The 25,122-nt window shown below is 70.5% G+C and carries 17 protein-coding genes, 2 tRNA genes and 1 pseudogene; 6 read left to right on the forward strand and 14 right to left on the reverse strand.

Annotation, left to right across the window (positions count from 1 at the left end):
- Nucleotides 1-2 precede the first annotated feature (2 nt).
- The 7 genes from Q9R13_RS10580 to Q9R13_RS10610 all read right to left on the reverse strand — a co-directional run bounded on the left by Q9R13_RS10580 (nucleotide 3) and on the right by Q9R13_RS10610 (nucleotide 10,972).
- Nucleotides 3-1,076 (reverse strand): UDP-N-acetylmuramate dehydrogenase, encoded by a 1,074-nt coding sequence (locus tag Q9R13_RS10580; protein WP_397217709.1) that lies wholly within the window; start codon nucleotides 1,074-1,076, stop codon nucleotides 3-5.
- Nucleotides 1,030-1,407, reverse strand: coding sequence for a MaoC/PaaZ C-terminal domain-containing protein (locus tag Q9R13_RS10585; RefSeq protein ID WP_310961145.1), 378 nt, complete (start codon nucleotides 1,405-1,407; stop codon nucleotides 1,030-1,032). Before Q9R13_RS10585 ends, Q9R13_RS10580 begins: the two co-directional genes overlap by 47 nt.
- A complete protein-coding gene (locus tag Q9R13_RS10590; RefSeq protein WP_310961146.1) occupies nucleotides 1,407-1,814 on the reverse strand; it encodes a MaoC family dehydratase in 408 nt (135 codons plus the stop codon). The genes Q9R13_RS10585 and Q9R13_RS10590 overlap by 1 nt, the downstream gene beginning before the upstream one ends.
- A 10-nt stretch (nucleotides 1,815-1,824) precedes the next feature.
- Nucleotides 1,825-10,272 carry a SpvB/TcaC N-terminal domain-containing protein gene (locus Q9R13_RS10595; protein WP_310961148.1) on the reverse strand — a complete coding sequence of 2,816 codons (8,448 nt, stop codon included), beginning with the start codon at nucleotides 10,270-10,272 and terminating at the stop codon, nucleotides 1,825-1,827.
- Nucleotides 10,273-10,531: 259 nt separating this feature from the next.
- Nucleotides 10,532-10,702: a 50S ribosomal protein L33 gene (gene rpmG / locus Q9R13_RS10600; RefSeq protein WP_114775720.1), complete on the reverse strand. Its 171-nt coding sequence runs from the start codon at nucleotides 10,700-10,702 to the stop codon at nucleotides 10,532-10,534.
- Nucleotides 10,703-10,791: 89 nt separating this feature from the next.
- A tRNA-Met gene (locus Q9R13_RS10605) sits at nucleotides 10,792-10,865 on the reverse strand.
- Between the two features lie 34 nt (nucleotides 10,866-10,899).
- Nucleotides 10,900-10,972, reverse strand: a tRNA-Thr gene (locus Q9R13_RS10610).
- A gap of 57 nt (nucleotides 10,973-11,029) precedes the next feature.
- Here Q9R13_RS10610 and Q9R13_RS20355 point away from each other — a divergent pair.
- Both Q9R13_RS20355 and Q9R13_RS20275 read left to right on the forward strand, forming a co-directional pair.
- Nucleotides 11,030-11,356 (forward strand): annotated as a pseudogene (locus Q9R13_RS20355) (acyl-CoA thioesterase domain-containing protein); the annotation flags it as partial.
- 8 nt (nucleotides 11,357-11,364) lie between these two features.
- Complete coding sequence (locus tag Q9R13_RS20275; RefSeq protein WP_458295147.1) at nucleotides 11,365-11,841, forward strand: hypothetical protein; 477 nt, start codon at nucleotides 11,365-11,367, stop codon at nucleotides 11,839-11,841.
- On the opposite strand, the gene Q9R13_RS10620 is transcribed toward Q9R13_RS20275, so the two are convergent.
- Nucleotides 11,831-13,282, reverse strand: coding sequence for an amidase (locus tag Q9R13_RS10620; RefSeq protein ID WP_310961150.1), 1,452 nt, complete (start codon nucleotides 13,280-13,282; stop codon nucleotides 11,831-11,833). The two genes, Q9R13_RS20275 and Q9R13_RS10620, sit on opposite strands and share 11 nt — an antisense overlap.
- 87 nt (nucleotides 13,283-13,369) lie before the next feature.
- On the opposite strand from Q9R13_RS10620, the gene Q9R13_RS10625 reads away from it, so the two are divergent.
- Nucleotides 13,370-14,083, forward strand: coding sequence for a hypothetical protein (locus Q9R13_RS10625; protein ID WP_310961152.1), 714 nt, complete (start codon nucleotides 13,370-13,372; stop codon nucleotides 14,081-14,083).
- 38 nt (nucleotides 14,084-14,121) lie between these two features.
- Here Q9R13_RS10625 and Q9R13_RS10630 read toward each other — a convergent pair whose 3' ends face one another.
- Nucleotides 14,122-14,715 (reverse strand): DNA-3-methyladenine glycosylase I, encoded by a 594-nt coding sequence (locus Q9R13_RS10630; protein WP_310961153.1) that lies wholly within the window; start codon nucleotides 14,713-14,715, stop codon nucleotides 14,122-14,124.
- A 2-nt stretch (nucleotides 14,716-14,717) separates the two neighbouring features.
- A complete protein-coding gene (locus tag Q9R13_RS10635; protein ID WP_310961154.1) occupies nucleotides 14,718-15,620 on the reverse strand; it encodes a pirin family protein in 903 nt (300 codons plus the stop codon).
- 137 nt (nucleotides 15,621-15,757) lie between these two features.
- Between Q9R13_RS10635 and Q9R13_RS10640 the strand changes: the two genes are divergently transcribed.
- Nucleotides 15,758-16,432: a hypothetical protein gene (locus tag Q9R13_RS10640; RefSeq protein ID WP_310961155.1), complete on the forward strand. Its 675-nt coding sequence runs from the start codon at nucleotides 15,758-15,760 to the stop codon at nucleotides 16,430-16,432.
- Nucleotides 16,433-16,444: 12 nt separating this feature from the next.
- On the opposite strand, the gene Q9R13_RS10645 is transcribed toward Q9R13_RS10640, so the two are convergent.
- The 3 genes from Q9R13_RS10645 to Q9R13_RS10655 are packed head-to-tail and all read right to left on the reverse strand — an operon-like array spanning nucleotide 16,445 to nucleotide 19,730.
- Complete coding sequence (locus Q9R13_RS10645; RefSeq protein WP_310961156.1) at nucleotides 16,445-17,254, reverse strand: SDR family NAD(P)-dependent oxidoreductase; 810 nt, start codon at nucleotides 17,252-17,254, stop codon at nucleotides 16,445-16,447.
- Entirely contained in the window at nucleotides 17,251-18,837 is a 1,587-nt protein-coding gene (locus Q9R13_RS10650) for a succinic semialdehyde dehydrogenase (RefSeq protein ID WP_310961158.1), read from the reverse strand. The genes Q9R13_RS10645 and Q9R13_RS10650 overlap by 4 nt, the downstream gene beginning before the upstream one ends.
- Entirely contained in the window at nucleotides 18,834-19,730 is an 897-nt protein-coding gene (locus Q9R13_RS10655) for an oxygenase MpaB family protein (protein WP_310961159.1), read from the reverse strand. The genes Q9R13_RS10650 and Q9R13_RS10655 overlap by 4 nt, the downstream gene beginning before the upstream one ends.
- 61 nt (nucleotides 19,731-19,791) lie before the next feature.
- Here Q9R13_RS10655 and Q9R13_RS10660 point away from each other — a divergent pair, with 61 nt between their 5' ends.
- Both Q9R13_RS10660 and Q9R13_RS10665 read left to right on the forward strand, forming a co-directional pair.
- Nucleotides 19,792-21,126 carry a cytochrome P450 gene (locus tag Q9R13_RS10660; protein ID WP_310961160.1) on the forward strand — a complete coding sequence of 445 codons (1,335 nt, stop codon included), beginning with the start codon at nucleotides 19,792-19,794 and terminating at the stop codon, nucleotides 21,124-21,126.
- Nucleotides 21,119-21,673 (forward strand): TetR/AcrR family transcriptional regulator, encoded by a 555-nt coding sequence (locus Q9R13_RS10665; protein ID WP_310961161.1) that lies wholly within the window; start codon nucleotides 21,119-21,121, stop codon nucleotides 21,671-21,673. Before Q9R13_RS10660 ends, Q9R13_RS10665 begins: the two co-directional genes overlap by 8 nt.
- 25 nt (nucleotides 21,674-21,698) lie before the next feature.
- On the opposite strand, the gene Q9R13_RS10670 is transcribed toward Q9R13_RS10665, so the two are convergent.
- Nucleotides 21,699-25,112, reverse strand: a complete 3,414-nt coding sequence (locus Q9R13_RS10670) for an error-prone DNA polymerase (RefSeq protein WP_310961162.1) — start codon at nucleotides 25,110-25,112, stop codon at nucleotides 21,699-21,701.
- Nucleotides 25,113-25,122: the final 10 nt, after the last annotated feature.

Raw genomic sequence — 25,122 nt, forward strand, 5'->3', positions numbered from 1 at the left:
CATCAGAGCGCGCAGCCGACGAGCACGGGCTCGTTGACGAGCTCGATCCCGAAGCGGCCTCGTACGCCGTCACGCACCTCGCGGGCGAGGACGAGCAGGTCGTCCGTGCTGGCACCACCCCGGTTGGTCAGGGCCAAGGTGTGCTTGCACGACAGCCGAGCGGGGCCGGCGCCGTACCCCTTGCCGAAGCCGGCGTGCTCGATCAGCCAGGCCGCGCTGGTCTTGACGCGGCCGTCGGGCTGGGGCCACGACGGCGCGCCCTCGGGAACCTGACCGGGAGCGAGGACCGGGTTGGTGAAGAACGACCCGGCGCTCCAGGTGTCGTGATCGCCGGCGTCGAGCACCATGCCCTTGCGGGAGCGCAACGCCAGCACGGCCTCCCGGACCGCGGCCAGTGGCGCTCTCGCGCCGACCGGGAGGTCGAGGGCTCCCGCGAGCTCGGCGTAGGCGATCGGCCCGCCGAGGGTCCCCTGGCGCATCAGGTAGGTCACCTCGAGCACGACGTAGCGATCGGGCTGCTGCTTGAACCGGCTGGTCCGGTAGTCGAAGCCGCACTCGGCGGCCGCGAACGTGCGCTGGGCACGGTCGACACGGTCCCAGGTGCGCACGGATGCGACGGTCTGGGCGACCTCCTGGCCGTAGGCGCCGACGTTCTGGATCGGGGTGGCCCCGACCGAGCCGGGGATGCCCGAGAGCGCCTCGACGCCGACCCATCCGGACGACACCGTCCGCGCCACGAAGTCGTCCCACCCCTCGCCCGCGGCGACCGTCACACTGACGGCGCCCAGACAGGCCAGGTCGTCGGGATCATCGGAGTCCGCCGACACCCCCGTGGTGGCGACCTCCACCACGCGGCCCGGGAAGCCGGCATCGGCGACCACCAGGTTGCTGCCGCCGCCGAGAACCAGCACCGGGGTCCCGGCGGCATCGGCGTCCGCCACCGCGCGCACCAGGTCCGCCTCGGTCCTCGCGCTGACGAACTCCGCGGCCGGGCCACCGACACGTAACGTGGTGTGCGCGGCGAGCCGCTCAGCCACCCAGCACCGCCACCGGATTGCCCAGCACGGTCCGGCCATCGCAGACGACCGTGAGCGCGATCGTGTGGTCGTCGCGCCAGGCGCCGCTGATCTCCACCTCGGTGCCCTCCTCGGGCACGACGACCGGCCGGGTGAACTTCGCCCCGAGCTCGGCGATCCGACCGGCCTCGCCCAGCTGCTCGTCGACGTAGCGGGCCGCCAGCGCCAAGGTGTACATCCCGTGCGCGATCACGTCGGGCAGCCCGACACTGCGCGCCACCTCCGGATCCTGGTGAATCGGGTTGGGGTCGCCGCTGGCCTGCGCGTAGGCGACCAGGTCGGCTCGGGTGATCCGGTAGCTGCGGGTGGGCCACTGCTCCATCGCGCCCATCAGGCACCTGCCTTGTGCACCAGCGTCGCCTCGGCCGTGCAGACCAGCGCGCCGTGCCCGTCGGTGATCGCACTGGAGGTGGTGATGATGTCGGTGCCGGCGAGCTGGCGCAGGCCGGTCACCGTCAGCGCTGCTGAGAGCCGGTCTCCAGCCCGCACCGGCCGCTCGTGCGCGAACCGCTGCGCCCCGTGCACGACGTGGTGGAGCTCGATGCCCACGGACGGGTCCGCCATCAGCTCCTGCATGGCGGCGAACGCAACGACGATCGGGAAGGTCGCCGGTGCCGGTCCGCCGGCGGCGTACGGCGTGCCCGTGGCCGCGGCGAAGGCCGCCAACCGCTCCTCGGTCACGTCGTACGGCGGCGTCGGCGGGAAGCTGCGCCCTGCCAAGGAGGAGTCGACGGCCATGGGCCGAACGCTACCGCCGCTTCTTGCGCAGCACCTTCACCCCCGCGACCTTCACCTTCAGGTTCCCCTTCTTGAGGCTGACATCGACCAACGGCGGCACCTCCGGAGCCGCGAGCTTCTTGTAGGCCGCGAGCAGGGACTTTCGGCTGAGCGCGTTCGCGAACCGTCGCACCACCGGTTGCTGCAGAAGCATCGACCGGGCGATGTGGTTGGTCATGGCGACGAACGCCTGCCGCCCCTCGGGGGTGGAGAACGCCCGATGCAGGAACTCCTGTTGCGCGCTGGTGAACTCCCGCCCGTCGGGATCGACGTGGCCGACCGGGTTGTTGTCGACGTAGCTGTAGGGCTGGAGGGCCATCGGGTCGTCGATCGCCGCCGCCGGTGACGGCTGCATGGCGGGGTCCGGTGAGATGAACTGGTCCAACGTCGGGTCGTAGTACCGCGCGCCGTAATACGACAGCTGGGTGACGCTGCTGTAAGGGTGCGAGGTGTAGAGGTGGGCGATCACGTGTGGATCGCTGACCTCGTCGACCCACGGCGCCCCGGTCGCGAAGTACTCCAGGTGCTCGAACAGTCTGCCCTGGGAGTCGGTGACGTATGCGGTGCTCCCGTTGAGGTCGCCGTGGTAGTAGTACAGCGCACTACCGCCCGGCAGGTCGGGGTCGACGTCGCGCTGGGCCACTCTCTGCGAGCCGACCAGCACGGTCTTCACGATCCTCGAACCGTTGACGACGGTGTAGTAGGGGTTGACCGTCGTGGTCACGCCCCCCGGACCGTAGCTGACCACCTGGTTGCCCTGGTCGTCGTAGCGGTAACGCGTGGCCTGCCCGTTCGTGGTGACGCTCTGCAGCCGGCCCGCGTCGTCCCAGGCGAGGGTACGGCGCTCGTGGCTGGCATCGTTGGTCCAGCCGACCTGGTTGCCGTTGGGGTCATAGCTGTAGTGCGTGCCGCTCGACGGGGAGTGACCACTGCCCTTGCCGTTGCTCTGGCCCGAGAGGGTGCCGCCGCCGGCGACCTGGTCCACCGCGTTCGGCTGGGTGCCGTCGTAGCCGTAGGCCCAGTCGTGGCTGGTCGCCGCCTGAAGCTGGCTGGAGCCGCCCGGCTCGGTGATCGTGTCGGTCTGGTGGTTGGTGAGAATGTCGCCCAAGGAGTCGTAGGTCAGCGAAAGCGCGTACGTGCGGGTGTCGTCCGGTGCGTAGTGGTAGGTCCCGGTCGCGCCGGTCAGCCGGTAGAGGTCGTCGTAGGTGAAGCTCTGCGAGCTCGGGCCGCCGTACTGCGACGCCGGCGGCACCGGCACGGAGTTCTTCTCGCCGACGACGTTGCCGACCTTGTCGTAGGTGTAGCTCTGGTCCTGGAAGGTGCCGTCGGTCCCGGATGCCGTGATACGCGTGAGCAGCTGGTTCGTAGGGCCGTACTCATAGCCGGTGGTCGTCTGGTTGCCGTCGGATTGACGCACCTGGTGACCGAACTTGTCGTACTGGATCCCGGAGACGTACTGCTCCGTCTGGTTGCCGTCCGCGCCTGCCACCGCGTCGACCAGGCCGCCGAACCCGTAGTCGTAGGTCAGCTTCTCCCCGTCGGGGTAGGTGAGGGTGTGCAGCCTTCCCCAGGTGTCGTGCTCGAAGGCAGTCGCGTAGGTGGCCTGTGGCTGGGCGTGGATCGCGTTGACCGTGTCGGCCTCGTTGGTGACCAGGCCGAGCCGTCCGTACTGGTACTCCTGCTCACCGGCCTGGTCGACCACCTTGACGACCCGACCGGCTCCGTTGTGCGCCGCGCCGGGCCCACCGTAGGTGTAGGTGACGTCGTTGCCCGGGTCGTCGGGGTAGCTGATCTTGGCCAGGTGCGTGTAGTCGTAGTCGAACCGGGTCGACGGGGACTTCTTCGCTGCCCGTTCGTCGGCGGTCTGCTCGGCGACGAGGTGCGAGGCCAGGTCGTAGGTCATCGTGGTCAAGCCGGAGTCGGGGCTGTCGACCGACGTCTGGCGGCCGAGGTCGTCCCAGGTCAGCTTCGTGGTGTTGCCCTGGTCGTCGGTGACCGAGACGAGCTGGTTGAGCGGGTCGTACCGGTAGTCGGTCCACACCGGAGTGGTCCCGTCCATCCGGGCGACACCGGTGACCTGCTGTCGGACGTCGCTGTAGGTGACCGTCTTGTGGTGCAACGGGTCGGTCGCGGTGGTGCGGAACTCGGTCTGGCCGCGGTGGTCCGCGCCGAAGTCGTAGACCCAGCTGGTCACGGTTCCGCTCGGGGTGACGTGCCGGGTCAGCCGGTCCAGCACGTCGAAGGTGTTCTGCGCGGGGGGCTCGGAGTCCATCGTCGGGTCGAACCTGCCCGGGGCGCCGAGCGGCTCGGTGGTCGGGTAGTACTGCGCAATCGTTCGGCCGAGGAAGTCCAGAACGGTGCGGCCCGAGACCACCATCACCTGGTCGGGCGCGGACTGCGGGCCGGTGGCGACCGTGGCGTCGTGCTTGGTCTGCACCGTCCGGTCGAGCCCGTCGACGAGGGTGACGGTGTCCAGGGACCCCCCGTGCAGCGGGTCGACCGCATGCGCCTCCGCCCACGGCAGCGACGCACAGGGATAGCCACAGGGGTGGTACTCGAAGGAGATCGTGGGCGTCCCGCCGACGTGCTGGTCCGGGCCCCAGACGGACGCGAGCCGGCCCTGATCGTCGTACTCGTAGTGGGTGGTGTTGTCGTTCGCATCGGTGGTCGACGCGATCGCACCGAACCGGGGGTCGTAGGTCGCCGAGGAGGCGTAGCCGAAGCTGTCGGTGGTCCCCGAGACGTAGGTGTGCGTGGCGTCGTCGTATGCGTAGTCGACCTCGTAGGACTGATGGTTGGCGTCGGCCGGATAGGTGATCGACTTGACGTTGTAGTAGTCGTCGTAGGTGATCTCGGTGTCGGCGGTGGAACCGTCCGCGAGGTACTGGGAGATCGACTCCGGCGCGCCCAGATCACACGGCACCGAGGCCCTCTGCCGACGCAGCACCGCACCATCGGAGTCGGTCACCGTGATGTCGGTCGGGACGTCGAAGACGTTGGTGTCCGGACAGTCGGTGTAGGTCACGTCGACGGTCACCGCGTTCTGCGGACCGTCGCCGCTGTCGGCGATCCTCGTCGGGTTGCCGTGCGCGTCGTACCGGTAGCTCGCCGAGGTCGTCTTGCCGGGCGTGTCCTGGCCCCAGTAGTACTGCTGCGTTGTCCGGGACAGCTCGGGGAAGATGGTGTCCAGCCCGAGGCTCTGCGCCTGCGCCTGGGGCACGTCGTTCCCGGTGTCGACATCGTGCAGGGTGTAGTCGTTCTCGGTGCGGATCTGGTCGGCCCCCGCCCCGTCCTCCACCGTCTCGCTCGTCAGCAGTCCGTGGTCGTAGTAGTCGTCGTTGGCGTAGGTGTCGACGATCCGGCGGTAGGTCTTGCCCGTCTGGGGGTCGACCTGGTCCGTCGTCACGGTGCCGAACCCGTAGGTCTCGCGCTCCTCCGGGTCGTAGACGTTGTCGCGATACGAGTACGTCGTGACCTGGGTGCCGGCGCTCGGCTTCGGCGTGTTGTCGTGCACGGTGACCTTGCTCATCGCCCAGATCGACGCGGGCGCCGAGGTGGTGTTGCCCTTGCGCTGGTAGTCGATCGTGAACGATCCACCGAGCGGGCGGTCGACCGTGCGAAGGAGGTTCGTCGTCCCGGTGTTGTTCAAGGCGACATCGACGGAGTCGTCGGCGGTGCTGGACAGGTCGTCGGGGTAGCCGTCACCGTTGATGTCGCGGATCTGCAGCTCCTGGCGCGACATCGACCGGCTGTAGTCGAACCCGGGGTTGATGATGATGTAGCAGGCCGGCTCGAAGTCGGGCGGGATGACACAGGTCGGGATTCCGATCGTGAAGTAGCCGCCGCCGCCGATGTGCGCGCTCGTGCTCGTGGACACCTGGGAATCCACGCCGTCGACAGGGCTCGACGTCATCGCACCGTGCCAGACGACCGACGAGGCGAACCCGTCGCCGGTGTTGACGGCGACGTACATCTCTCCACCACGGTCGGTGACGTAGTCGGCGAGCCCATCACCGTTGACGTCGACCAGCACTCCGTCGTCCTGGTCCGCCTCGAGTCCGCCGTTGACCCCACCGCTGACGCCGAAGTCGCCGTCGTTGAATCCCACCGACGCTCCGCCACTGGCCGAGGCGCTGGAGCCCTTCTGGGTCACGGCGTCGTCGCTCCACTTCACCGGGTCCGCGAAGCTGTAACCGAGGTTGAACGCCACCTTCATCGTGCCGCCCTTGTCGGTCGAGACGCGGTCGGGCAGGCCATCGCCGTTGACGTCGACCAAGTCAGTGTTGACCAGGTCCCCGGTCGCGTCGTCGCTGTGGTTGGTGCTGCCCTGGCCATAGCTGCCGCTGACGCCGAGGCTGAGCTTGGAGCCGCCGTCGGACTCCTCCTCCGGCGGATCCCCGTCCGGCTCAGCGCCACTGGTGCCCGCGCCGCGCCGACTCACGGCCGAGCCCTCACCCGGCGCCGCGGCGGCGGACTCCTCGCCCGCGGCATCGCTCGAGCCCACTGCGCCACCCGAGCTCGCCGGTCGGGACGCGAGTGCATTGCTCCTGCCCGCACCCTCCGGTTCCGCCTCGGCCGCCCCTGATCCGCTCGAGGCCGGCTTGCGGGCATTCCCGGAGCTCGGCTGTGCCTGTTGCGGCGCGTTGGTGTTGCCCTTCGCGTCGGAGCTGAACTTTGCGGCGGTGCCCGACAGGCCGAACGACCACGCGGTCGAGTGGCCCTGCCGGACCGAGTCCCCGGTCAGCCCATGCGGTGTGGTGCCCGAGGGGTCGAGCGCCCCCGTGGAGTCGGTGTACTGGATCGAGCCGTTGCCCACCACGTCGGGGAAGCCGTCGCCGTTGAGGTCCAGCTCGTCGATGAGGCCGTCACTGGAGCCCCATGAGAACGACCCGCCCAATCCCGCGAGATCGGCTGCGATCGCGTCCTGCTGGTCCTCGCTGACCTGGGTGACCGCGCTGGCACCGGCGAAGTCGGCGGCCGAGGGCACGCTGACGTAGTCCTGCCCCAGCCGCGAGCTCTCCATCGTTCCCGCACGCACCCAGGTCTCGTCCTTGTTGCCGAGCCACTGGTCGGGCACCTGCGCCGGCGGGTCCTCCAGGGTGTCCAGGTGCGCCGGGCTCGGCGCGAGCGGCCAGGCCTTCGCCTGGGTGGGGTCACTCTTGCCGACTCCGACGAAGCCCTGGTCGGGGTTGTAGTTCTGGGTCGGGTAGGGATGGTCGTTCGTGTTGTCCTTGTTCTGACCGGGGCTGCCGAGGTCGGGGTGGTAGTAGTCGTTCTCGTTGGGGTAGTCGCTGGTGTCCACCACCAGGCGCGTCTCGTCCATGGGTGCGTCGGCACTGGTGTCGCCGCCGTTGTAGGTCGCGCTCGCCCAACCGCGGTAGGGCTGGGCGAAGAGCCCCTTGCCGGTGATCCGGTCCTGGTCCGAGTCGCCCGCATCGTAGGTGCCATGCACGGGCACCTCGTGGCTACCAGCCATGCCCTGCGTGATGTCGTCAGAGAGCCGGGGATCGGCGACCGAGAAGTCGTAGAAGACCGTGTCATCCTTGCCAAGATCGAACGAGATCGGCTCCCACCCGGTCGCGGCCTTGTGGATGCAGGGCCGGGTGCTCGCGTCGAGAACGTCCTCGACGCGACAACCGGTGACCAGACCCTTCTCGACCGTCATGGTCTCCTTGCCCAGCAGCCGGTTCGCCGTCTTGACCGTGAAGACGATGTCGCCGGATGGATGGCCGGCAAGGGGCGTCGGCTGCGCAGGCGATTTCACCACGGCCGCGTCCGCATTCATCGTGGCAGGGGTCTTCGGGGTGACCGGTTGCTTCTTCTCCGGGTCAAGGGACTCACCGGTGTCGGGCGAGGCGATGGTCGAGCGCGGGTAGACGTCGATGCTGTACGGCGGATTGAGCTGCACCTGGTAGTGACCCTCGGTGTCCTTGACCGCGAGCGGGCCCCCGTCCTTGGTGACTCCCGAGGTGTAGTAGAGGCTGGGCTCCCACTGCAGTCTGGACAGGTCGATGCGCGAGGCCACCGCTACGTGCAGCTCGAGCCGTTCGCCCTCATCCACGTGCACGGCGGTGGGCAGCGCTATCGAGCCGGACTGGGACGCCAGCAGCGTCTTGCTGAACAGCACGGTGGGAGTCGTCAGCGGGTTGTCCCCCGTGCCGGTGTCCAGCAGCTCCAGGGTGACGTCGTCGCTGGTGGGCCGCTTGTGCAGGTCGCCTGCGAACGCGACCGTGCCGGTGAAGGGCATGGTGACCTGCATGTCCTGGCGACCCGCGACGGTGAAGTCCCTCCCGGCGTCGAAGCTGTAGACCGGCAGTCCGTTGGCATCGGCAGTCGAGAGCGACCGGCCGACATAGGTGATCGTGGGATCCCACGCCACCGCGTCGTACTTGCCGTCGTAACCGGACTCGGTGCGGAAGTAGATCCGGTCACCGGCGTCGACGTGGATGTCGCCGACCGCTGAGTCGGGAGGCGTCATGCCGGTGGTGTCGTCCGGCGCCAGGTGGTGGGACCAGACGGTGGCACCGTTGTGCTGGATCGCGACGGTCACGCCGTCCGCGGTGTCGTAGGAGGACGGCGGGGCCTGCTCCATCGCGGCCCGGCCTGCGATCGCGATCGTCCCGGCGTACGGCGCGACCCAGCGGCGCACCGCGTCGACCAATGGCGAGGCGGCCAACTCGTGCTGGTAGATGGACTTCAGCTCGGGCATCAGCGCGCCGGCGTCGACCTGGCTGCTGCGGATCGGAACCCGCGTCGTGCTGCTGTCCGACGTGAACGTCGGCACGCCGTCGACCAGGTGGTCGAAGAGGACGTGGCCGTCGTGGACCAGGTCGGGGAGCCCGTCGTTGTTGACGTCGATGAAGTAGACGCTGCTGTCGGTGAAGGTCCAGGAGTGGTTGTAGAGCAGGGACACGCCGATGTGTGCCTCCGGCCCCACCGTCACTGCGTTGGAGGACTGCTGGCCCAGCGTGTCGAGGGTCGCCAGCGGCTTCGCGTCGCCGAACACCGTGCCGCCGTCGGGCCCGGACTGGTTGATCCGGTACTTGATCTCGTCGCCGGTCTCGAAGACCTTGTCGGGAAGGCCGTCACCGTTGATGTCCTCCATCGCGAGCGTGTCGGTGGAGTCGACGTGGTTGTAGTCGAGGTTCACCCCCACCGAGCCGTCCTTCTCGGGCTCGAGCGGGTTGAAGCCCAGGTAGATGTGGCCGTCGTAGCTGTTCGAGAAGCCACCGCTCAGGGCGCTGGGGTCCTCGAGCCCGGTGATGGCGGAGTTCGCGACGTGGTCGGAGCCGGTGTCCCAGGTCGAGCCGCGCGCGAACCCGTTGTAGCTGTGGTCGTCGCCCTTGACGTTGTCGTAGTAGTGGAACTCGTGCCTGTTGAAGACATGTCCCTGCGAGTCGTCCTCGGTGATCGAGCTCAACAAGGTCTTGGCGAACTCGCCCTGTTCGTAGTCCAGCCGGTAGCGACGGACCATGGTCCCTTGGTAGTTCACCGTGATGCTGTGCAGCAGGCGGCCGGTGACCTCGAGCGCGCCACCACGGGCATCGGTGAGCACGTCGGGTCGCGGCGTCGTCCCGGACACGTAGCGGGTGAGTGCGAGCTCGACCGAGTACGCGCCCGGCTCGATCGCATCGCCCGTGTCGTGGAGGTCGTAGTCGATCCGGGTGAGGTACAGCTGGGAACCGGTGGTGCTGCTCTCGGCTGTCACCGGATCGTTGATCGAGGTGTACTGGTAGTTGGTGACGTTGCCGTCGAAGTCCTCGACCACGGTCAGCGGCCACTTGTAGATCCCGTTCGGAGACTCCAGCACCTGCGAACGGTCCAGGCTCGCGGTCAGCTTGCCGCCGACGTACCTGAGCTGAGCACCGAAGTAGAAGTGCGTCGCGTCCTGGTCGACCACCTCCCACCAGTAGTTCGTCGGACTGTCGCCATGACGAGTGATCGTGTAGAAGTCGCCTTCGACCCGCTCGTGGAAGGTCCGCTCCGCCGTGCGGGGCAGCAGAACGTGGCGGTGCGCGAGCGGCGTCAGCTCATTGCCGTCGAAGTCGTAGCTCTCGCTCTCGCCGCTCCTGTCATAGCGCGGAACGCCCCAGCGGGTGTCGACCGCGATTGCCTGCGTCGAGAGGTCCCAGCCGACGCCCAGCCACCCGTCGGCACCGCTCGAGTCGTAGGTGATCGAGAGGTTGGGCTGGCTGTCATTGCGCCCCGGGGGGACCTGGATCGGGTAGGCGAGCCGTGCGGCCCCCTGCTCGTTGGGAACCGGTGGGTCGATGAGCGAGATCTGCGCGCCCGGGTCGGCCGACTGCTCGGCAGCGAGGGAGTCGGGATCGGTCGAGGTCGTGGGCGTGCCCTGGTCGGGCAGCGCGAGCAGGGAGCCGATCTCGGCCGGTGGCGGGTCGGCATGGGCAGCAGTGGGCATCAGAACGATGCCGACCGAGAGGACCGAGACGACAGCCACCAACATCAAGCGCCACGAGCGCATGTTCAGTTCGCTTTCCCGAGGGCGTCTCGCGACCCATGCACCCGCCGTCCCCGCCGCGGCGCTCCCGACGGATTCGGACGCTAGTTCATACCAGCCCTACCTGTCTCCGAAATGCCGGAACTGGTCGCACCCCGGTGGCGCGCGCAAAAGCACGGCGGCCGCCCCTGGGGACGACCGCCGTGCTCGGTGCGAGGACTCAGCGGGTCTCGCGGTGCTCGGTGTGCTTGCGGCAACGCGGGCAGAACTTCTTCAGCTCCATGCGGTCCGGGTCGTTGCGGCGGTTCTTCTTGGTGATGTAGTTGCGTTCCTTGCAGTCAACGCACGCCAAGGTGATCTTGGGGCGGACGTCGGAGCTCTTGCTGGCCACGGTGCTGCCTTCTTCCTGCTTGCTGCCGGGCCGGTGCTGGCCCGAGGTGGACCCTGGGTTTCGGGGTCCGTCTGGCGGTCGTTGCTGCGTAGCGGGGGCGGGACTCGAACCCGCGACACCACGATTATGAGCCGTGTGCTCTAACCACCTGAGCTACCCCGCCACAGGAACATCGCCGGGCGTGGCGTCATTCCCAGAGCCCCTTTACGGAATCGAACCGTAGACCTTCTCCTTACCATGGAGACGCTCTGCCGACTGAGCTAAAGGGGCGCGGCCCACGGGAGTCCCACGGGCCGACGTGAAGGATACACAGCCGCGAGGGGATACATGAAATCGGAACTGCCGGCAGGGTTCTACCTCCCGCGCGAGGGCGGCGAGGGCGCCCGGGAGCACTTCGAGTCGACCTCCGCGACGGCCGGACCGTGGAGCAGGAAGGCCCAGCACGGCGGTCCGCCGGCCGCTCTTCTGGGGCGCGCGCTGGAGCGGCTGGAGCCCCAGCTGGACCGCGTCCTGGGCCGGTTCAGCATGGACCTCCTCGGCCCCGTCCCGGTCGGCCCGGTGTCCGTCGAGGCGCGCGTGCTGCGCCCGGGGCGATCGGTCTCGCTGCGCGAGGCGGTCCTGTACGACGACGTGGCCGGTCGTCCGGTGGCGATCGGCCGGGCGTGGGCCCTCCCCCGCGCCGAGCCACTCCCCCACCGGCTTCCGGGCCTCACCCACGGTCCCGACCAGGCCGGGAGATCGAGCCACCGGCGTCCTGGTCACGGGGCTATCTCGACGCGATCGAGTGGCGCTGGATCACCGGGTCGATCGGCGAGCCCGGGCCCGCGGTGGTGTGGATGCGTCCGCGGCTCCCGCTGCTGCCCGGCGAGGAGATGAGCCCGTGGCAGCGACTGCTGTGCTGCGCCGACTCCGCCTCCGGGGCATCGGCACGACTCGACCCGGCCGAGTGGGCGTTCCTGAACACCGAGCTGACCGTGCACCTGGTCCGGCCGCCACGCACCGACTGGATCTGCCTCGACGCGGTCACCGAGATCTCCGGCAACCTCCGGCTCGCCACCGCGACGATCCACGACGACAGCACTGCCGATCTCGTCGGCCGGTCGGCCCAGCAGCTGCTGGTGACCGAGATCAGGCGCTGACCGCGTCCTGGATCCGCGCGAACGGTCGCGCCTGCTCGACCTCATAGGCCAGCTGGAGCAGCCGGCGCTCACGCCCCATCCCGGCCGCCAGCTGGATCCCGATCGGAGTGCCCTCGGCGCTGGTCGCGAACGGGAGCGAGATGGCCGGGTCACCGGTGGCGTTCTGCATCGGCGTGAACCCGACCCAGCCCAGGAGACGATCCATCACGACGTCGTACGGCAGCGTCGGGTCGAGGTAGCCGATCCGGGGCGTGACGTGGCTCAGCGTCGGGGTCAGCACCGCGTCGTACTGCCGGTAGAGGCGACGCGAGCTGATCGTCGAGGCACGCAGACGGGCGATCGCGAGAGGCACCCGGGGCAGGTGTCGCAGGACGTAGGCACAGAAGCCCCGCGTCAGCGGCTCGGTCCGGCGCCAGTCGAACGACGGACCGAAGGTGTGCCGTCCGGTGGCGTTGAGGACGAGGAACAGCAATCCGTAGTAGACCTTGAAGTCGCCGACGAAGTAGTCCGGGACCGGTACGTCGATCTCCTCGACGTGATGGCCCATCGACTCCAGCAACGCTGCCGCGGATCGGACCGCCTCGGCGGTCTCGGCGTCGCTCCGGGTGAAGACGGAGTCCACCACGAGCGCGATCCGGCGCCGCTTGCGGCCCGGCCCGACGACGTCCCCGACCGGAGGCAGCCGGAGGTTGCGGAAGAGCCGCTCGGTCTCACGGAGGTAGGCCGCGGTGTCGCGGACCGAACGTGTCACCACTCCGTCGGCCACCACCCGGACCGGCATCTGGCGGGTCATCGCATCCTGCGGGACCCGGCCACGGCTCGGCTTGAGCCCGACCAGGCCGGTGGCCGCGGCCGGGATCCGGATCGACCCACCGCCGTCGTTCGCGTGCGCCAGGGGCACCACCCCGGAGGCGACCAGCGCGGCAGATCCGGCCGAGCTCGCCCCGGAGGAATGCTCGGGACTCCACGGGTTCCGCACGGTCCGCCCCGGCGACTCCGCGCTGGCCGAGATGCCGAACTCCGAGAGCTGGGACTTGCCGAGGTTGACCGGGCCGAGTCGGAAGAACGTGGCCGCGAAGTCGCCGTCCGCGGCGGCGGGCGTGGCGCGGAAGGCTGTGGTGCCGTGCTGGGTCGGCAGGCCGGCGACGTCACTGTTGTCCTTGACGAAGGTGGGCAGGCCCGCGAAGTACCCGGTCGCCGCACCGGCGGACGCGTCGAGCAGGCGGGCGCGCTGCCGGGCCCGGTCGAAGTCGGGACAGGCGATCGCACCGAGAGGTCCGGCGACCCGCTCGGCTCGGGCGATCGCTGCCTCCACCAGTTCCGAGGGCGACACCCGGCCGCTGCGCAGCTCCGCGACCAGGCCGACCGCGTCATGGTCGCCGAGGGCATCGTCGCCGAAGGCGTGCAGGCGGGTCCGGGCCAGGTCGGGGCTGCGTGACATGCGGGTCAACCTATCGGCCGCGCGCGCCCGGCCGACGCGCCTGACACAATGCGGCCAGACCTCGCCAGTGATGACCCGGGAGCCCCGATGAAGAAGCCTCAGCGGACCGTCACCGCCCTGTGCCTGGTCGTGCTCGGGGCGCTCCTCGCCGTGCTGCTCGCCGGCTGCGGCTCCTCGAAGCCCGACCTGACGAAGCTCTCGGTGCCGGCGCTGTTCCACAAGGCCTCGGCCGCGGTGGCCAAGAAGAAGTACATCTCGCTGAGCGGACGCATCGCATCGAGCAACGGCCTGGCCGGCACCGGCCTCGACCTGCACTACGTCGACGGCGACTCGTACGGCGAGATCACCCTGGGCAACGGTGCCCAGCTGCGGATCGAGAGCGTCGGTGGCAAGACCTGGTTCAAGCCCAACGCCGCGTTCTGGCGGGCGCAGATGGGCAAGGATGCCGCGGCGATCCTCAGGGTGATCGCGGGACGGTGGATCCTGGCCAACCCCGACAACGCGAACTTCGGCCAGGTGCTGCAGCTGGCCAGCCGCGACTTCATCGCCAAGCAGGTGCTCGACCCGAAGATCCCCGCCGCCAAGGGGTCGGTGACCACAATCGCCGGCACCGACTGCATCCCGCTCCGGCTCAAGGCCGGCACGCTGTATCTGAACGCGAGCACGGCGCTGCCGGTGCGCGTCGCCGGAACCGGGAAGTCGGGCAGCGGCGCCGCCGACTTCAGCTACGCGAAGGTCAGCGCGCCCATCGCTCCGACGGCCAAGCAACAGGTGGACCTGAGCTCGCTGACCGGCCAGTGATCGCGTGGGGGGGCGCCGCACGTGCGGTCGACAGCGCCTCAGCCGCTCGCCCGCCGGTGACAGCCCAGGAGGTGGGTGTCGATCAGGCCGGTGGCCTCCATCAGCGCGTGCATCGTGGTGGGGCCGACGAAGGTGAACCCACGCTTCTTCAGGTCGCGGGACAGCGCCGTCGACCCGGCGCTGAGCGTGGGCAGGTCAGCCGTCGTCACCGGCTGCGGCTGGACCTTGGGCGCGTAGCCGGAGACGAATGCCTCGAGGCCGCCCTCCTCGCGCAGCGCCACGGCGGCCCGAGCGTTGACCAGCGTCGCCGCGATCTTGGCCCGGTTGCGCACGATGCGAGGGTCGGCCATCAGACGGGCCGCATCGCTGTCGTCGTACGTCGAGACCACGTCGACGTCGAAGCCGGCGAACACCTCGCGGAACGCGGGTCGCTTGGCCAGGATCGTGGACCAGGAGAGACCGGATTGGAAGGCCTCCAGGGTGAGCCGCTCGAAGAGCGCGCTCTCGCCACGCACCGGACGGCCCCACTCCTGGTCGTGGTAGTCCCGCATCGGTCCCGGCGCCGCCGCCCAGGGGCAGCGGGCCAGCCCGTCCTCGCCGACGACGGCCGCGCTCGGCACCCGGATCGCCATCGTCAGCTCCGAGGCCGCAGTCGCGCGTTCGGGAGTGCCGGTGCGGGCAACGGCGGGAGCGGATCGTCGACCGGGAGCGTGAAGCGCTCCGACGAGCCGCCGTCGAGCAGCCGCTGCCAGTCCGCGCGGTAGCCGGCGATGTCGTCGTGGTCGCGTCCGATGAAGTTCCACCACATGACGATCTCCTCGCCGAGCGGCTCCCCGCCGATCACCATCAGCCGGGTGGCGCCGACGGCCTCGAGCGCGAGGGCCGAGCTGCCCGTGCCGACGTACCCGAGCTCGTTCGCGGCGACCGGCCCGCCGTCGACCAGCAAGCGGCCGCGGTCCACGAGGAAGCCGTGCTCGTGTGCCGGATCCACCGGCAGGGACAGGCGCGCACCGTCCTCGAGGGCGAGCTCGGCGCCGACGAGCGGACTGTGCACGCGCACCGGGGAGGTACAGCCGAGCAGCGCGCCGATGAACACCCGGGCCGTCCACCCCTCGCCCCGGACCGGCTCGGGCCGATGGTGCTCGAAGTCGGGCTCGGTGTCGCGACTGTGCTCGGGCAGCGCGATCCAGAGCTGGCAGCCGTGCAGCACCGCAGCGTCGGGCGTGGAGTACTCCGAGTGGCTGATCCCGCGGCCGGCCGTCATCAGGTTCAGGGCGCCGGGACTGACCGTGGCCCGGTGCCCGGCGGAGTCACGGTGCTCGATCGTCCCGGCGAAGAGCCAGCTGACCGTGCTCAGCCCGGTGTGGGGGTGCGGCGGGAGCACCATCGGCTCCGCCTCGGCGAGGTCGTCGGGCCCGTAGTGGTCCACGAAGCACCACGCCCCGATGAGGCTGCGCTGGCGCTGCGGCAGGGTGCGCCGCACCGTCATCGCCCGCGGCCCACCCAGCGGCACGTCACGGGGGCTCAGGATCTCCATGACGGTGGAGTCTGCCACCAGCGCGCTGCGCCTGCGCGCCGGTCGACGACCGTCCGGCGAGGCCACCGCCGGTCTTGAACCGAGTCGGCGGCGGGCGCACACTCGAGGTACGGGGCTCTGCCACCCGGGAGGCTGACATGCACGCGACGCTCGACATCTCCACCGACGCCACCCACGACGTCCTGCGACGCCGGCTGCGCAAGGCGATCGCCGGACACTCGGTGGCCCAACACTCCCGCGGCGAGTACCCCGCCACCGACGACTTCCTGTCCAGCACCTCGCGGCACCTGGCCGCGGTGAGCGCCGCGATCGTCCCGGCCGCACGCAAGCAGCTCGATGACGGTGCCGAGCGCGCGAAGGAGCTCGTGCAGCAGTCGCGGCACCTCGAGCTGGCCATGGCCAAGCTCAAGGCCCGGCTGTACGGCGAGGCCCACGTCGCCCAGATCACCTGGGGCGAGCTGTGGACCGACGCGCGCGACGAGCTCGAGCGCACCTTGGAGCTGGAGCGCCGGCTCGTCGACGACCTGCTCGCCCGGCTCGACGACGACCACGCGGACGAGCTCGCCGGACGGCTCTACCACGCCGAGCTGCATGCGCCGACCCGTCCACACCCCTACGCCCCGCACGTCGGGCTCACCGGCAGGGTGGCACGTCGCGTCCTGACCACGGTCGACCACTTCTGGGACACGACCGAGGGCCGGATGGTGCCCGAACCGGTCCGGCCGCGCGACCACACCCACGACGGGCTGCTGACCCACTACCTGCTCGCTGACCCTGACCCGGTGCCGGAGGGCGAGGAGCAGGCGGACTGAGCCTGTGCCGGCTCAGCCGCCGGTGCGCTTGTCGTAGTTGGCACGCGCCGCCAGGTCCGGCTCGGTGAACACCTTGTCGAGCCCGAACTTCGCGCGCAGCCACGGCTTGGCCCGTGCGGGCGTCATCGTCCAGTTCGCGGCACTGAACGTCAGCGCGCGCGGCACCACCCGAAGCGCCTTCGGGGCGACGAACATCTCCACCACCGCTGCAGCGACGTCCTCCGGCTCGACCGGCTTCATCATCGTGCCCGGGGTGGTCCCTGCGATCAGCTCAGTGTTGGTGAATGTCGGCAGCACCGCGGTCACCCGGATCCCCTGCTCGGCGAGCTCGCCGTCCAGGGACTCGCTGAACGCCAGCACCGCCGCCTTGGTCGCGGAGTAGACGGCCGTGCCGGGCGTCGGGATCCGTCCGGCCAGCGAGGCGATGTTGACGATCGTGCCGCCGCGCCCCATCCGGGCGGACGCCTCGTAGCAGCCGTACACGACGCCGCGCAGGTTGACGTCGACCTGAGCGAGCTGCCGCTCGAGGGGTACGTCGTGCATCCGGCCGATCACCATGAAGCCCGCATTGTTGACCAGCCCGTCGAGGCCGCCGTACTCACTGACGACGGAGTCCAGGAAGCCGGCGAAGGACTCCTGGGAGGACACGTCCAGGCGCAGGGCGAGCCCGCCGTACTCCTGGGCACGGCGACCGGCCAGCTCGAGGTCGAGGTCGCCCACGACGACGGACGCTCCCGCGGCGGTGAGTGCCGTCGCGGTCGCCGCGCCGATGCCGCGGGCGCCTCCGGTGACCGCGATGACCTTGCCCGACAGTGGCTTCACGAGCGACTCCTTCGGTTGCGGAAGCGTACGGCGGCCAGCCGCGCGCTCAGGCCTGCAGCGCCGGCGGCGAGGAAGGCCTTCGGCTTCGCAGGGTACGGCGTGGCCCGGCGCTGCGCAGCGATCGTCTGCGCCTCGGTGTAGCGGAGCAGGCCGTCGGGTCCGTGGCGGCGCCCGACCCCGCTCGACTTCATGCCGCCCATCGGCGCCGCGACCGAGGCGATCGCCGAGACGTACCCGTCGTTGATGTTGACCGAGCCGGCCTGGATGCGCGCCGCGAGTCGGCGCGCGGCGGGCAGGTCGGTCGACCAGATGCTCGCAGACAGGCCGTACTCGCTGTCGTTGGCGCGGGTGAGTGCATCCTCGTCGTCGACCACCGGGTGGACCGCCACGACCGGCCCGAAGGTCTCCTCCTCGTGCACCGTCATCGAGGGATCGACGTCGACGAGGACGGTGGGCTCGTGGAAGAGCGGACCGAGGTCGGGACGGGCGTGTCCGCCGGCGACCACGTGGGCCCCCTTGGCGATCGCGTCGTCGACGTGTGCGCGGGTGGTGGCGAGCTGGGCCGCAGAGGTCAGCGATCCCATCTCGTAGGTGTAGTCGTAGGCGGCGCCGACACGGACCGCGTCTGTCGCCCGCGCGAAGGCTGCGACGAACTCGTCGAAGCGCGCCTCGTGGACGTAGATCCGTTCGATCCCGATGCAGATCTGACCGGCGTTGGAGAAGCACGCCTGCACCGCCCCGGTGACGGCAGCGGCCAGGTCGGCATCGGCGCGCACGATCATCGGGTTCTTGCCGCCCAGCTCCATCGAGGTGGACACCAGCCGCTCGCCGCACGCGGCCGCGAGTCGACGACCCGTCGCGGTCGACCCGGTGAACGCCAGGTGGTCGACCTCGTCGATCAGCGCGGGGCCGATCACCGGCCCGGGGCCGGCGACCACCTGCCACAGGTCGTGCGGCAGACCGGCTTCGTCGGCAAGCGCCCGAGCGGCCAGCAGTGACAACGGTGCCTGGGAGTCCGCCTTGCTGATCACCGCGTTGCCGGCCAGCAGTGCCGGGACGACGTCCCCGACCGCCAGGAAGAGCGGGTAGTTCCACGGCGCGATCACCCCGACCAGGCCCTTGGGCCGGTGACCGACGACCGTGCGCACCAGTCCCGGTGTCCCGGACCGGACGCGCCTGTCGGCGAGCAGCTCGTCCGCTGTGCCGGCGTACTGCGCGGTGACCGCTGGAAGGCCGAGCAGCTCGATGGCCGCGTGCACCCGCGACTTGCCGGTCTCCCACTGCACCACGTCGAGCAGTCGGTCCTTGCCGTGGAGCACCAGCTGGGCGAAGCGCACCATCGTGCGGACCCGGTCGCTGACGGGACGCGCGGCCCACTCGGTCTGGGCGACCCGGGCGCGGACGGCGGCCTCGGCGACGTCGACGGCGGTCGACTGCGGCACGTCGGGCAGCGGGCAGCCGGTGAACGGCGCCGTGGCGCGGGCCGTCGCGCCCCCCGACGACCGCACCCATCGCAGCAGGGAGTCGACGTAGCGAGCGTCGACCCGCGGCGGGACGTCCACCCCGGAGGCGATCGCGGTCATCGCGCCGCCTCCCGGGCGAACGCGCGTGCGGCGATCGGATGCATCCGCAGCCGGGCCGGCAGTCGGCGTACCGCCGGCTGCATCCGTCGGGCGACCGCAGCCACGCGTCGGTAGCGACGCTCGCGATCCGCGTCCCAGGGAAGACCGAGGATCTCCCGGCCGCGGGGAGGCATCCCGCCGATCGACAGCGACGAGCTCATCGCGTTGATCGGTCCTCGGACGACGGCCCACACCCATGGGCGCACCCGCCGGGGCCGCGGCCAGCCCTTGGTGGTGTAGCCCATGCCGTACGCCGCGGTCCGGTGCCGCACCAGCTGCTCGTCGAGCATGGCGTCGAAGTAGGCCTCGAACTCCGCCCAGGTGCGCGGGATCCGACCGGCACAGCGCGGCAGGTCACGTGGCTCGCTCACGCCGTAGCGGTGGTACCAGGTCACGTGCTCGCCGATGATCTGATCCTTCTCGTCCCGGCTCAGCGGCCGGATGAAGGTCTCGGTCGCCACCACCATGCTCTCGACGAAGCAGGCGTGCGCCCAGTAGTAGGTGTACGGGTTGAGCGCGCTGTACGGCGTACCGTCCGGCAGCCTGCCCTTGATCGCGGTGTGGAAGTCGCGGACCCGGTGACCCGTGGCGGCTCCGGTGCCGTCGTCGCCATACAGCGTGCCCATGATCGGCGGGATGCTGCGCGCCAGCCTGGCCGCGGTGTCGGCGAACCAGACCGAGTGCTCCTCGACCCCCTGCCCGAGCGCGGGCAGCATGTTCTGCAGCACCGCCGCGCGCGGACCGATCAGCGGCAGCCGCAGGTCACCGAAGAGCTGCCAGGTCAGCGACTCCGGCCCGAGCGGGAGGCCTCCGGCAGGGGGCGCGACCTCGGCATCAACGGTGACCGTCGTCATGCCCGCATGATACATTGAAATGGATTTGTGTCATCATCTCGCCGCCGCTGGAGGACACCCCATGGCCGACGTCGCGATCCCTGCCCCGGCCCGCGAGGTCACCGGCCCGGCGCTGGGACTGGTCCACCTGCTCCGACTGCGACGCGAGCCGGTCGCCCATTCCACCTGGCTGCGCGAGAACTACGGCGACGTCTACCGGATGCACGTCTTCGGCACCGAGATGTACGTCGTCAGCGGACCGGACGCGTTCGAGCAGGTCTTCGTCAACCGGGACAAGGTCTTCGCCAGCGGTCCGGCCTGGTCGCACTTCATCGGACCGTTCTTCCCGCGCGGCCTGATGCTGCTCGACTTCGAGGAGCACCTGCACCACCGACGGATCATGCAGCAGGCGTTCGGCGCGGACGCGCTGCGCCGGTACCACGCCATCGAGCGCCCGCACATCGCCCGCCGCCTCGCCGGCTGGGGCAACGTGTCGCAGCCGAGACTCCAGCGGATGCTCAAGGACCTGACCCTCGACCTCGCACTCGAGGTGTTCGTCGGCGTCGACCTCACCGATGCCGAGCGCGCCCGGATCAACAAGGCGTTCATCGCGGCCGTGCGGGCGGGGACCTCGATCGTGCGCCGGCCGTTGCCGGGCGGCATCGGGCCGTGGTCGCAGGGGCTGGCGGCCCGCCGCACGCTCGAGGAGTTCTTCTTCGCGGCGCTGCCGGACAAGCGCCGCCACGGCGGTGACGACCTCTTCGCCCAGTTGTGCCACGCCCGCGATGATGAGGGCAACGAGTTCACCGACGCGGACGTGGTGAACCACATGATCTTCCTGCTGATGGCCGCGCACGACACCACCACCACGACGATGACCTCGATGGCCTACCAGCTGGCCCGCTCACAGGAGTGGCAACAGCGGTGCCGCGAGGAGTGTCTGGCGCTCCCGGACCCGTCGTACGACGACGCGCTGGGGCTCACCGCGCTCGACCTGGTGATGAAGGAGTCGCTGCGGCTGTGCGCGCCGGTGCCGTCGATCCCGCGGATGGCGACCCGGGAGACCACGATCGACGGCTATCGGATCCCGGCCGGCGCGATCGTCACCAACTCGCCGTACCAGAACCACTACCTGGCCGAGGTGTGGCGGGACCCGACCCGCTTCGATCCGGAGCGGTTCGCCCCCGACCGGGCCGAGGACAAGGTGCACCGGACTGCGTTCGTGCCGTTCGGGGCGGGGGTGCACAAGTGCATCGGGATGTACTTCGCCGGCGTCCAGGTGCGCGCCGTCTTCCACGAGTTGCTCACCCACTACCGGTGGTCGGTCCCCGACGGCTATGAGATGCCGATCGACCTCGTCGCCCTGCCGGTGGCCCGCGACGGTCTGCCGGTGCGGTTGGAGCGCCTCGATGCCTGATCCGATGCCTGACCCGGTGCTCGACGCGGCGCGCGGCGTCTTCGAGCAGTACGGCGCCCGCCGCGCCAACATGGACGACGTCGCCGCCGCGGCCGGGATCAGCCGGAGCACCCTCTACCGGCGCTATCCGAACAAGGAGGAGCTGTTGGCTGCGGTGGTCACCGCCGAGCTCGACGCCTTCTTCGACGAGCTCGACCGGATGGCCGCCGACCTGCCGCCACAGGAGGCGGTGATCGAGTGCTTCGCCCGGGGGTTGGCCATCATGCGCGACATCCCGGTGCTGGGTCGACTCGCCCAGACCGAGCCCGAGGTGATCTCCGGGATGCCCGACCGCGGCCACATGCTGCTCGCCCAGAGCGACCGGGTCGCGCACACCCTGCGCCGCTCCGGGGCCACCATGCCCGATGACGAGCTGCGGATGGCCGCCGAGCTGCTGCTCCGCATCGCCACGACGTACCTCCTCGACCCCGCCGGCCACCTCGACCTGACCGACGCGCACGCCGTGCGCGACTTCGCCAAGCGCTACCTCTCCCCCCTGGTGAACTGACCGTCTCCCTCTCGGCCGAGAGGGGTCACTGGAAGTCGCGGGAGCGGTGCCGGCCACGGAGGACGGGGGCGGCGGCAGGGAAGAGCTGCTCGATCGGGGTGATCCGGTCGGCGACCAGGTTGGTGACGCCGTCGGATCGCTCGAGGATCCCGCGCACCACCAGCGCCGAGACGTTGCGGGCCACCCGTCGGTGCCGCTGCCACACCCCCGCGGAGCAGACCACGTTGAGCATCCCGGTCTCGTCCTCGAGATTGAGGAAGGTGACCCCGCCGGCGGTGCCGGGGCGCTGCCGGTGGGTGACCAGCCCAGCGACGTGGACTCGGCGCCGCGAGTCCACCGCGACCAGCTCCGCCACCGAGCGGACTCCGCCGGCGCCCAGCAGGCCGCGCAGGTGGGTGAGCGGGTGGTCGTCGGGTGAGACGCCGGTCGCCCACAGGTCGGCGAGGGTCTCCTCGACTTCGTCCATGCCGGGGAGGTACGGCGCCGCAGCGACCGGGGCTGCGCCCTCGAGCTGGTCGGCCCGCTCGGTGAACCCGGCATGCCACAGCGCCTCCCGGCGGGAGTGCCCGAAGGACGCGCATGCACCGGCGGTCGCCAGCGCCTCGAGCTGCGTCGGGGTGAGACCGGCCCGACGCGACAGGTCGACCATGTCGGTGAAGGGCCGTTCCTCCCGCGCGGCCACGACCCGCGCGGCGGCGTCCTTGCCCATCCCCCGCACGGAGTCCAGCCCGAGCCGACAGGCATAGCCGCCGTCCCTGCGGTGGGTGGGGGTCGGGTCCGGCGCGGACTCGTCGTACGGCGTCGGCGCGAAGTGCCCGGCCACGCACGCGGCCAGCCCGGTCGGGCCGGTCGGCCCGGTCTGGCCGGTCGGCTCCAGCCCCGCGCTCGCGTCCGAGCGGAGCACGTCGGGCCGCAGCACGTCGACGCCGTGCCGCCGGGCGTCGCCGACCAGTGACTGCGGGGAGTAGAACCCCATCGGCTGGGCGCGCAGCAGCCCGGCCAGGAACGCCACCGGGTAGTGCAGCTTGAACCACGAGCTGGCGTAGACGAGCAGCGCGAAGGACAGCGCATGGCTCTCGGCGAAGCCGAAGTTCGCGAACGACTGGATCTGCGCGTAGATCCGGTCCGCGACCTCACCGACCAGACCGCGTTGCGCCATCCCGGCGTACAGCTTCCCCTCGATCGCCTCGATCCGCTCGATGCCGCGCTTGGAGCCCATCGCCCGACGGAGCAGGTCGGCGTCGTCGGGGGTGCAGTCACCGATCGCGATCGCCATCTGCATCAGCTGCTCCTGGAACAGGGGTACGCCGAGAGTGCGGCGGAGCACCGGCTCGAGGTCGGGGTGGGCGTAGCTGACCGGTTCGCGACCCATCGCCCGCCGGATGTAGGGGTGTACGGCGCCACCCTGGATCGGACCGGGTCGGATCAGCGCGATCTCGATCGCCAGGTCGTAGAAGCAGCGCGGCCGCAACCGCGGCAGGGTGCCGATCTGGGCGCGGCTCTCCACCTGGAACACCCCGACCGAGTCGGCCCGGCAGAGCATGTCGTAGACCGCCGGCTCCTCCTTGGGCAGCGACTGCAGGGTCCAGCGTTCACCGAGGTGCTCGCCGGCCAGGTTGATCATGTGGTCGAGCGCGCCGAGCATGCCCAGGCCGAGCAGGTCGAACTTGACCAGGCCCATGGACGCACAGGCGTCCTTGTCCCACTGCAGCACGGTGCGCCGATCCATCCGGGCCCGCTCGATCGGGCAGACCTCGCCGATCGGTCGCTCGGTGAGCACCATCCCGCCGGAGTGGATGCCCAGGTGCCGCGGCGCCCGGAGCAGCTGGTCGGCCAGCGCCACCACCGGCTCCGGGATCCCGGCACCGTCGACACCGACCGCCCGGCTCCAGCTGTCCACCTGCTTCGACCAGGCGTCCTGCTGTCCCGGTGAGTGGCCGAGTGCCTTGGCGGCGTCGCGCACCGCCATCTTCGGCCGGTAGCTGATCACGTTGGCGACCTGCGCGGCGTTGTGCCTGCCGTAGCGGTCGTAGACCCACTGGATCACCTCCTCGCGACGGTCGGCGTCGAAGTCCACGTCGATGTCCGGCTCGTCGTCGCGGTGCGCGGAGATGAACCGCTCGAACGGCAGCCGGTAGGCAACCGAGTCGATCGCGGTGATGCCCAGGGCGTAGCAGACCGCCGAGCTGGCCGCCGATCCCCTGCCCTGGCAGAGGATTCCCCGGCCGCGCGCGAACGCGACGATGTCGTGCACGATCACGAAGTAGCCGGCGAAGTCCTTCTCCTCGATGATCTCCAGCTCCCGCTCGATCCTCGCGCGCGCCTCGGCCGCGTGCGGCTGGTCGGCGTAGTACGTCGTGAACCCCTCCTCGACCAGCACCCGCAGCCAGGTCGCCGGGGTGTGACCCTCCGGGATGCCCAGCTTGGGAAGTCGGGGCTGTGCCTTCTGCAGGTCGAAGGCGAGCTGGTCGGCCAGGGCGACCGTGCGGGCCACCGCACCGGGGTACGCCGCGAACCGCCGCGCCATCTCCTCCCCGGACCGGACGCAGGCGGCGCCCCAGGCCGGCAGCCAACCGTCCATCTCCGCGAGCGACCGGCGCGCGCGGACGGCGGCCATCGCGCCGGCCAGTCGGTGGTCGGCCGGGGTCGCGTAGTGCACGTTGTTGGTCGCGACCACCGGCAGCCCGTGGTCCGCGGCCAGCCCGGCCAGCGCGGCGTTGGCGTCGGAGTCGGTGGGCAGCCCGTGGTCGATCAGCTCGACCACCACGTGGTCGTGGCCGAACAGCGCGGTCAGCCGGTCGAGCTCGAGGGCGGCGGCCTCCCGGCCCTCGGTCGCCAGCGCCCGGCGTACGGCGCCCTTGCGACAGCCGGTCAGCACCAGCCAGTGCCCGCGGCCTCGCGATCCCAGCTCCTCGAGGTCGTACGCCGGACGGCCCTTCTCGTCGCCGCGCAGGTGGGCGTCGGTGAGAGCCGCGGCCAGCCGGTGGTAGCCCTCGACACCGATGCCCAGCGCGAGCAGATGGTCACCCTCCGGATCGGGTACGCCGTTCTGCGGCCGGGTCAGCCCCAGCGACAGCTCGGCGCCGTAGATCGTGCGCAGCCGGGAGCCCTGCCCACGGTGGTGACGGGCGGTCTCGGCGAAGAGCGGGGCGCCGGCGAACCCGTCGTGGTCGGTCAGCGCCAACGCGTCGAGGCCGAGCCGGACCGCCTCCTCGACCAGCCGGTCGGGCCCACTGGCACCGTCCAGGAAGCTGAAGTTGCTGTGGCAGTGCAGCTCGGCGTACGGCGTCACCGGGCCCTCGGGCGGACGCACCTCCCTGGGGCGGTAGCGCCTCCGCTTGCGGCTGACCGGACCGTCGGGCGGGGGCGTCGAGTGCGGCCGGGCCGAGAGGGTGCGCTCCAACTGGCTCCACGGCATCGGGGGGTTCTGCCACCCCATCAGGCGCCCC

This window comes from Nocardioides marmorisolisilvae, assembly GCF_031656915.1.
GTDB lineage: Bacteria > Actinomycetota > Actinomycetes > Propionibacteriales > Nocardioidaceae > Marmoricola > Marmoricola terrisoli.

Coding starts and splice junctions, on each gene's coding strand:
- Q9R13_RS10580 (WP_397217709.1), bottom strand. CDS start 1,076: ATGGCCGGACCGTGCTGGGCAATCCGGTGGCGGTGCTGGGTGGCTGAG.
- Q9R13_RS10585 (WP_310961145.1), bottom strand. CDS start 1,407: ATGGGCGCGATGGAGCAGTGGCCCACCCGCAGCTACCGGATCACCCGA.
- Q9R13_RS10590 (WP_310961146.1), bottom strand. CDS start 1,814: ATGGCCGTCGACTCCTCCTTGGCAGGGCGCAGCTTCCCGCCGACGCCG.
- Q9R13_RS10595 (WP_310961148.1), bottom strand. CDS start 10,272: ATGCCCACTGCTGCCCATGCCGACCCGCCACCGGCCGAGATCGGCTCC.
- Q9R13_RS10620 (WP_310961150.1), bottom strand. CDS start 13,282: ATGTCACGCAGCCCCGACCTGGCCCGGACCCGCCTGCACGCCTTCGGC.
- Q9R13_RS10625 (WP_310961152.1), top strand. CDS start 13,370: ATGAAGAAGCCTCAGCGGACCGTCACCGCCCTGTGCCTGGTCGTGCTC.
- Q9R13_RS10630 (WP_310961153.1), bottom strand. CDS start 14,715: ATGGCGATCCGGGTGCCGAGCGCGGCCGTCGTCGGCGAGGACGGGCTG.
- Q9R13_RS10635 (WP_310961154.1), bottom strand. CDS start 15,620: ATGGAGATCCTGAGCCCCCGTGACGTGCCGCTGGGTGGGCCGCGGGCG.
- Q9R13_RS10640 (WP_310961155.1), top strand. CDS start 15,758: ATGCACGCGACGCTCGACATCTCCACCGACGCCACCCACGACGTCCTG.
- Q9R13_RS10650 (WP_310961158.1), bottom strand. CDS start 18,837: ATGACCGCGATCGCCTCCGGGGTGGACGTCCCGCCGCGGGTCGACGCT.
- Q9R13_RS10655 (WP_310961159.1), bottom strand. CDS start 19,730: ATGACGACGGTCACCGTTGATGCCGAGGTCGCGCCCCCTGCCGGAGGC.
- Q9R13_RS10660 (WP_310961160.1), top strand. CDS start 19,792: ATGGCCGACGTCGCGATCCCTGCCCCGGCCCGCGAGGTCACCGGCCCG.
- Q9R13_RS10665 (WP_310961161.1), top strand. CDS start 21,119: ATGCCTGATCCGATGCCTGACCCGGTGCTCGACGCGGCGCGCGGCGTC.
- Q9R13_RS10670 (WP_310961162.1), bottom strand. CDS start 25,112: ATGGGGTGGCAGAACCCCCCGATGCCGTGGAGCCAGTTGGAGCGCACC.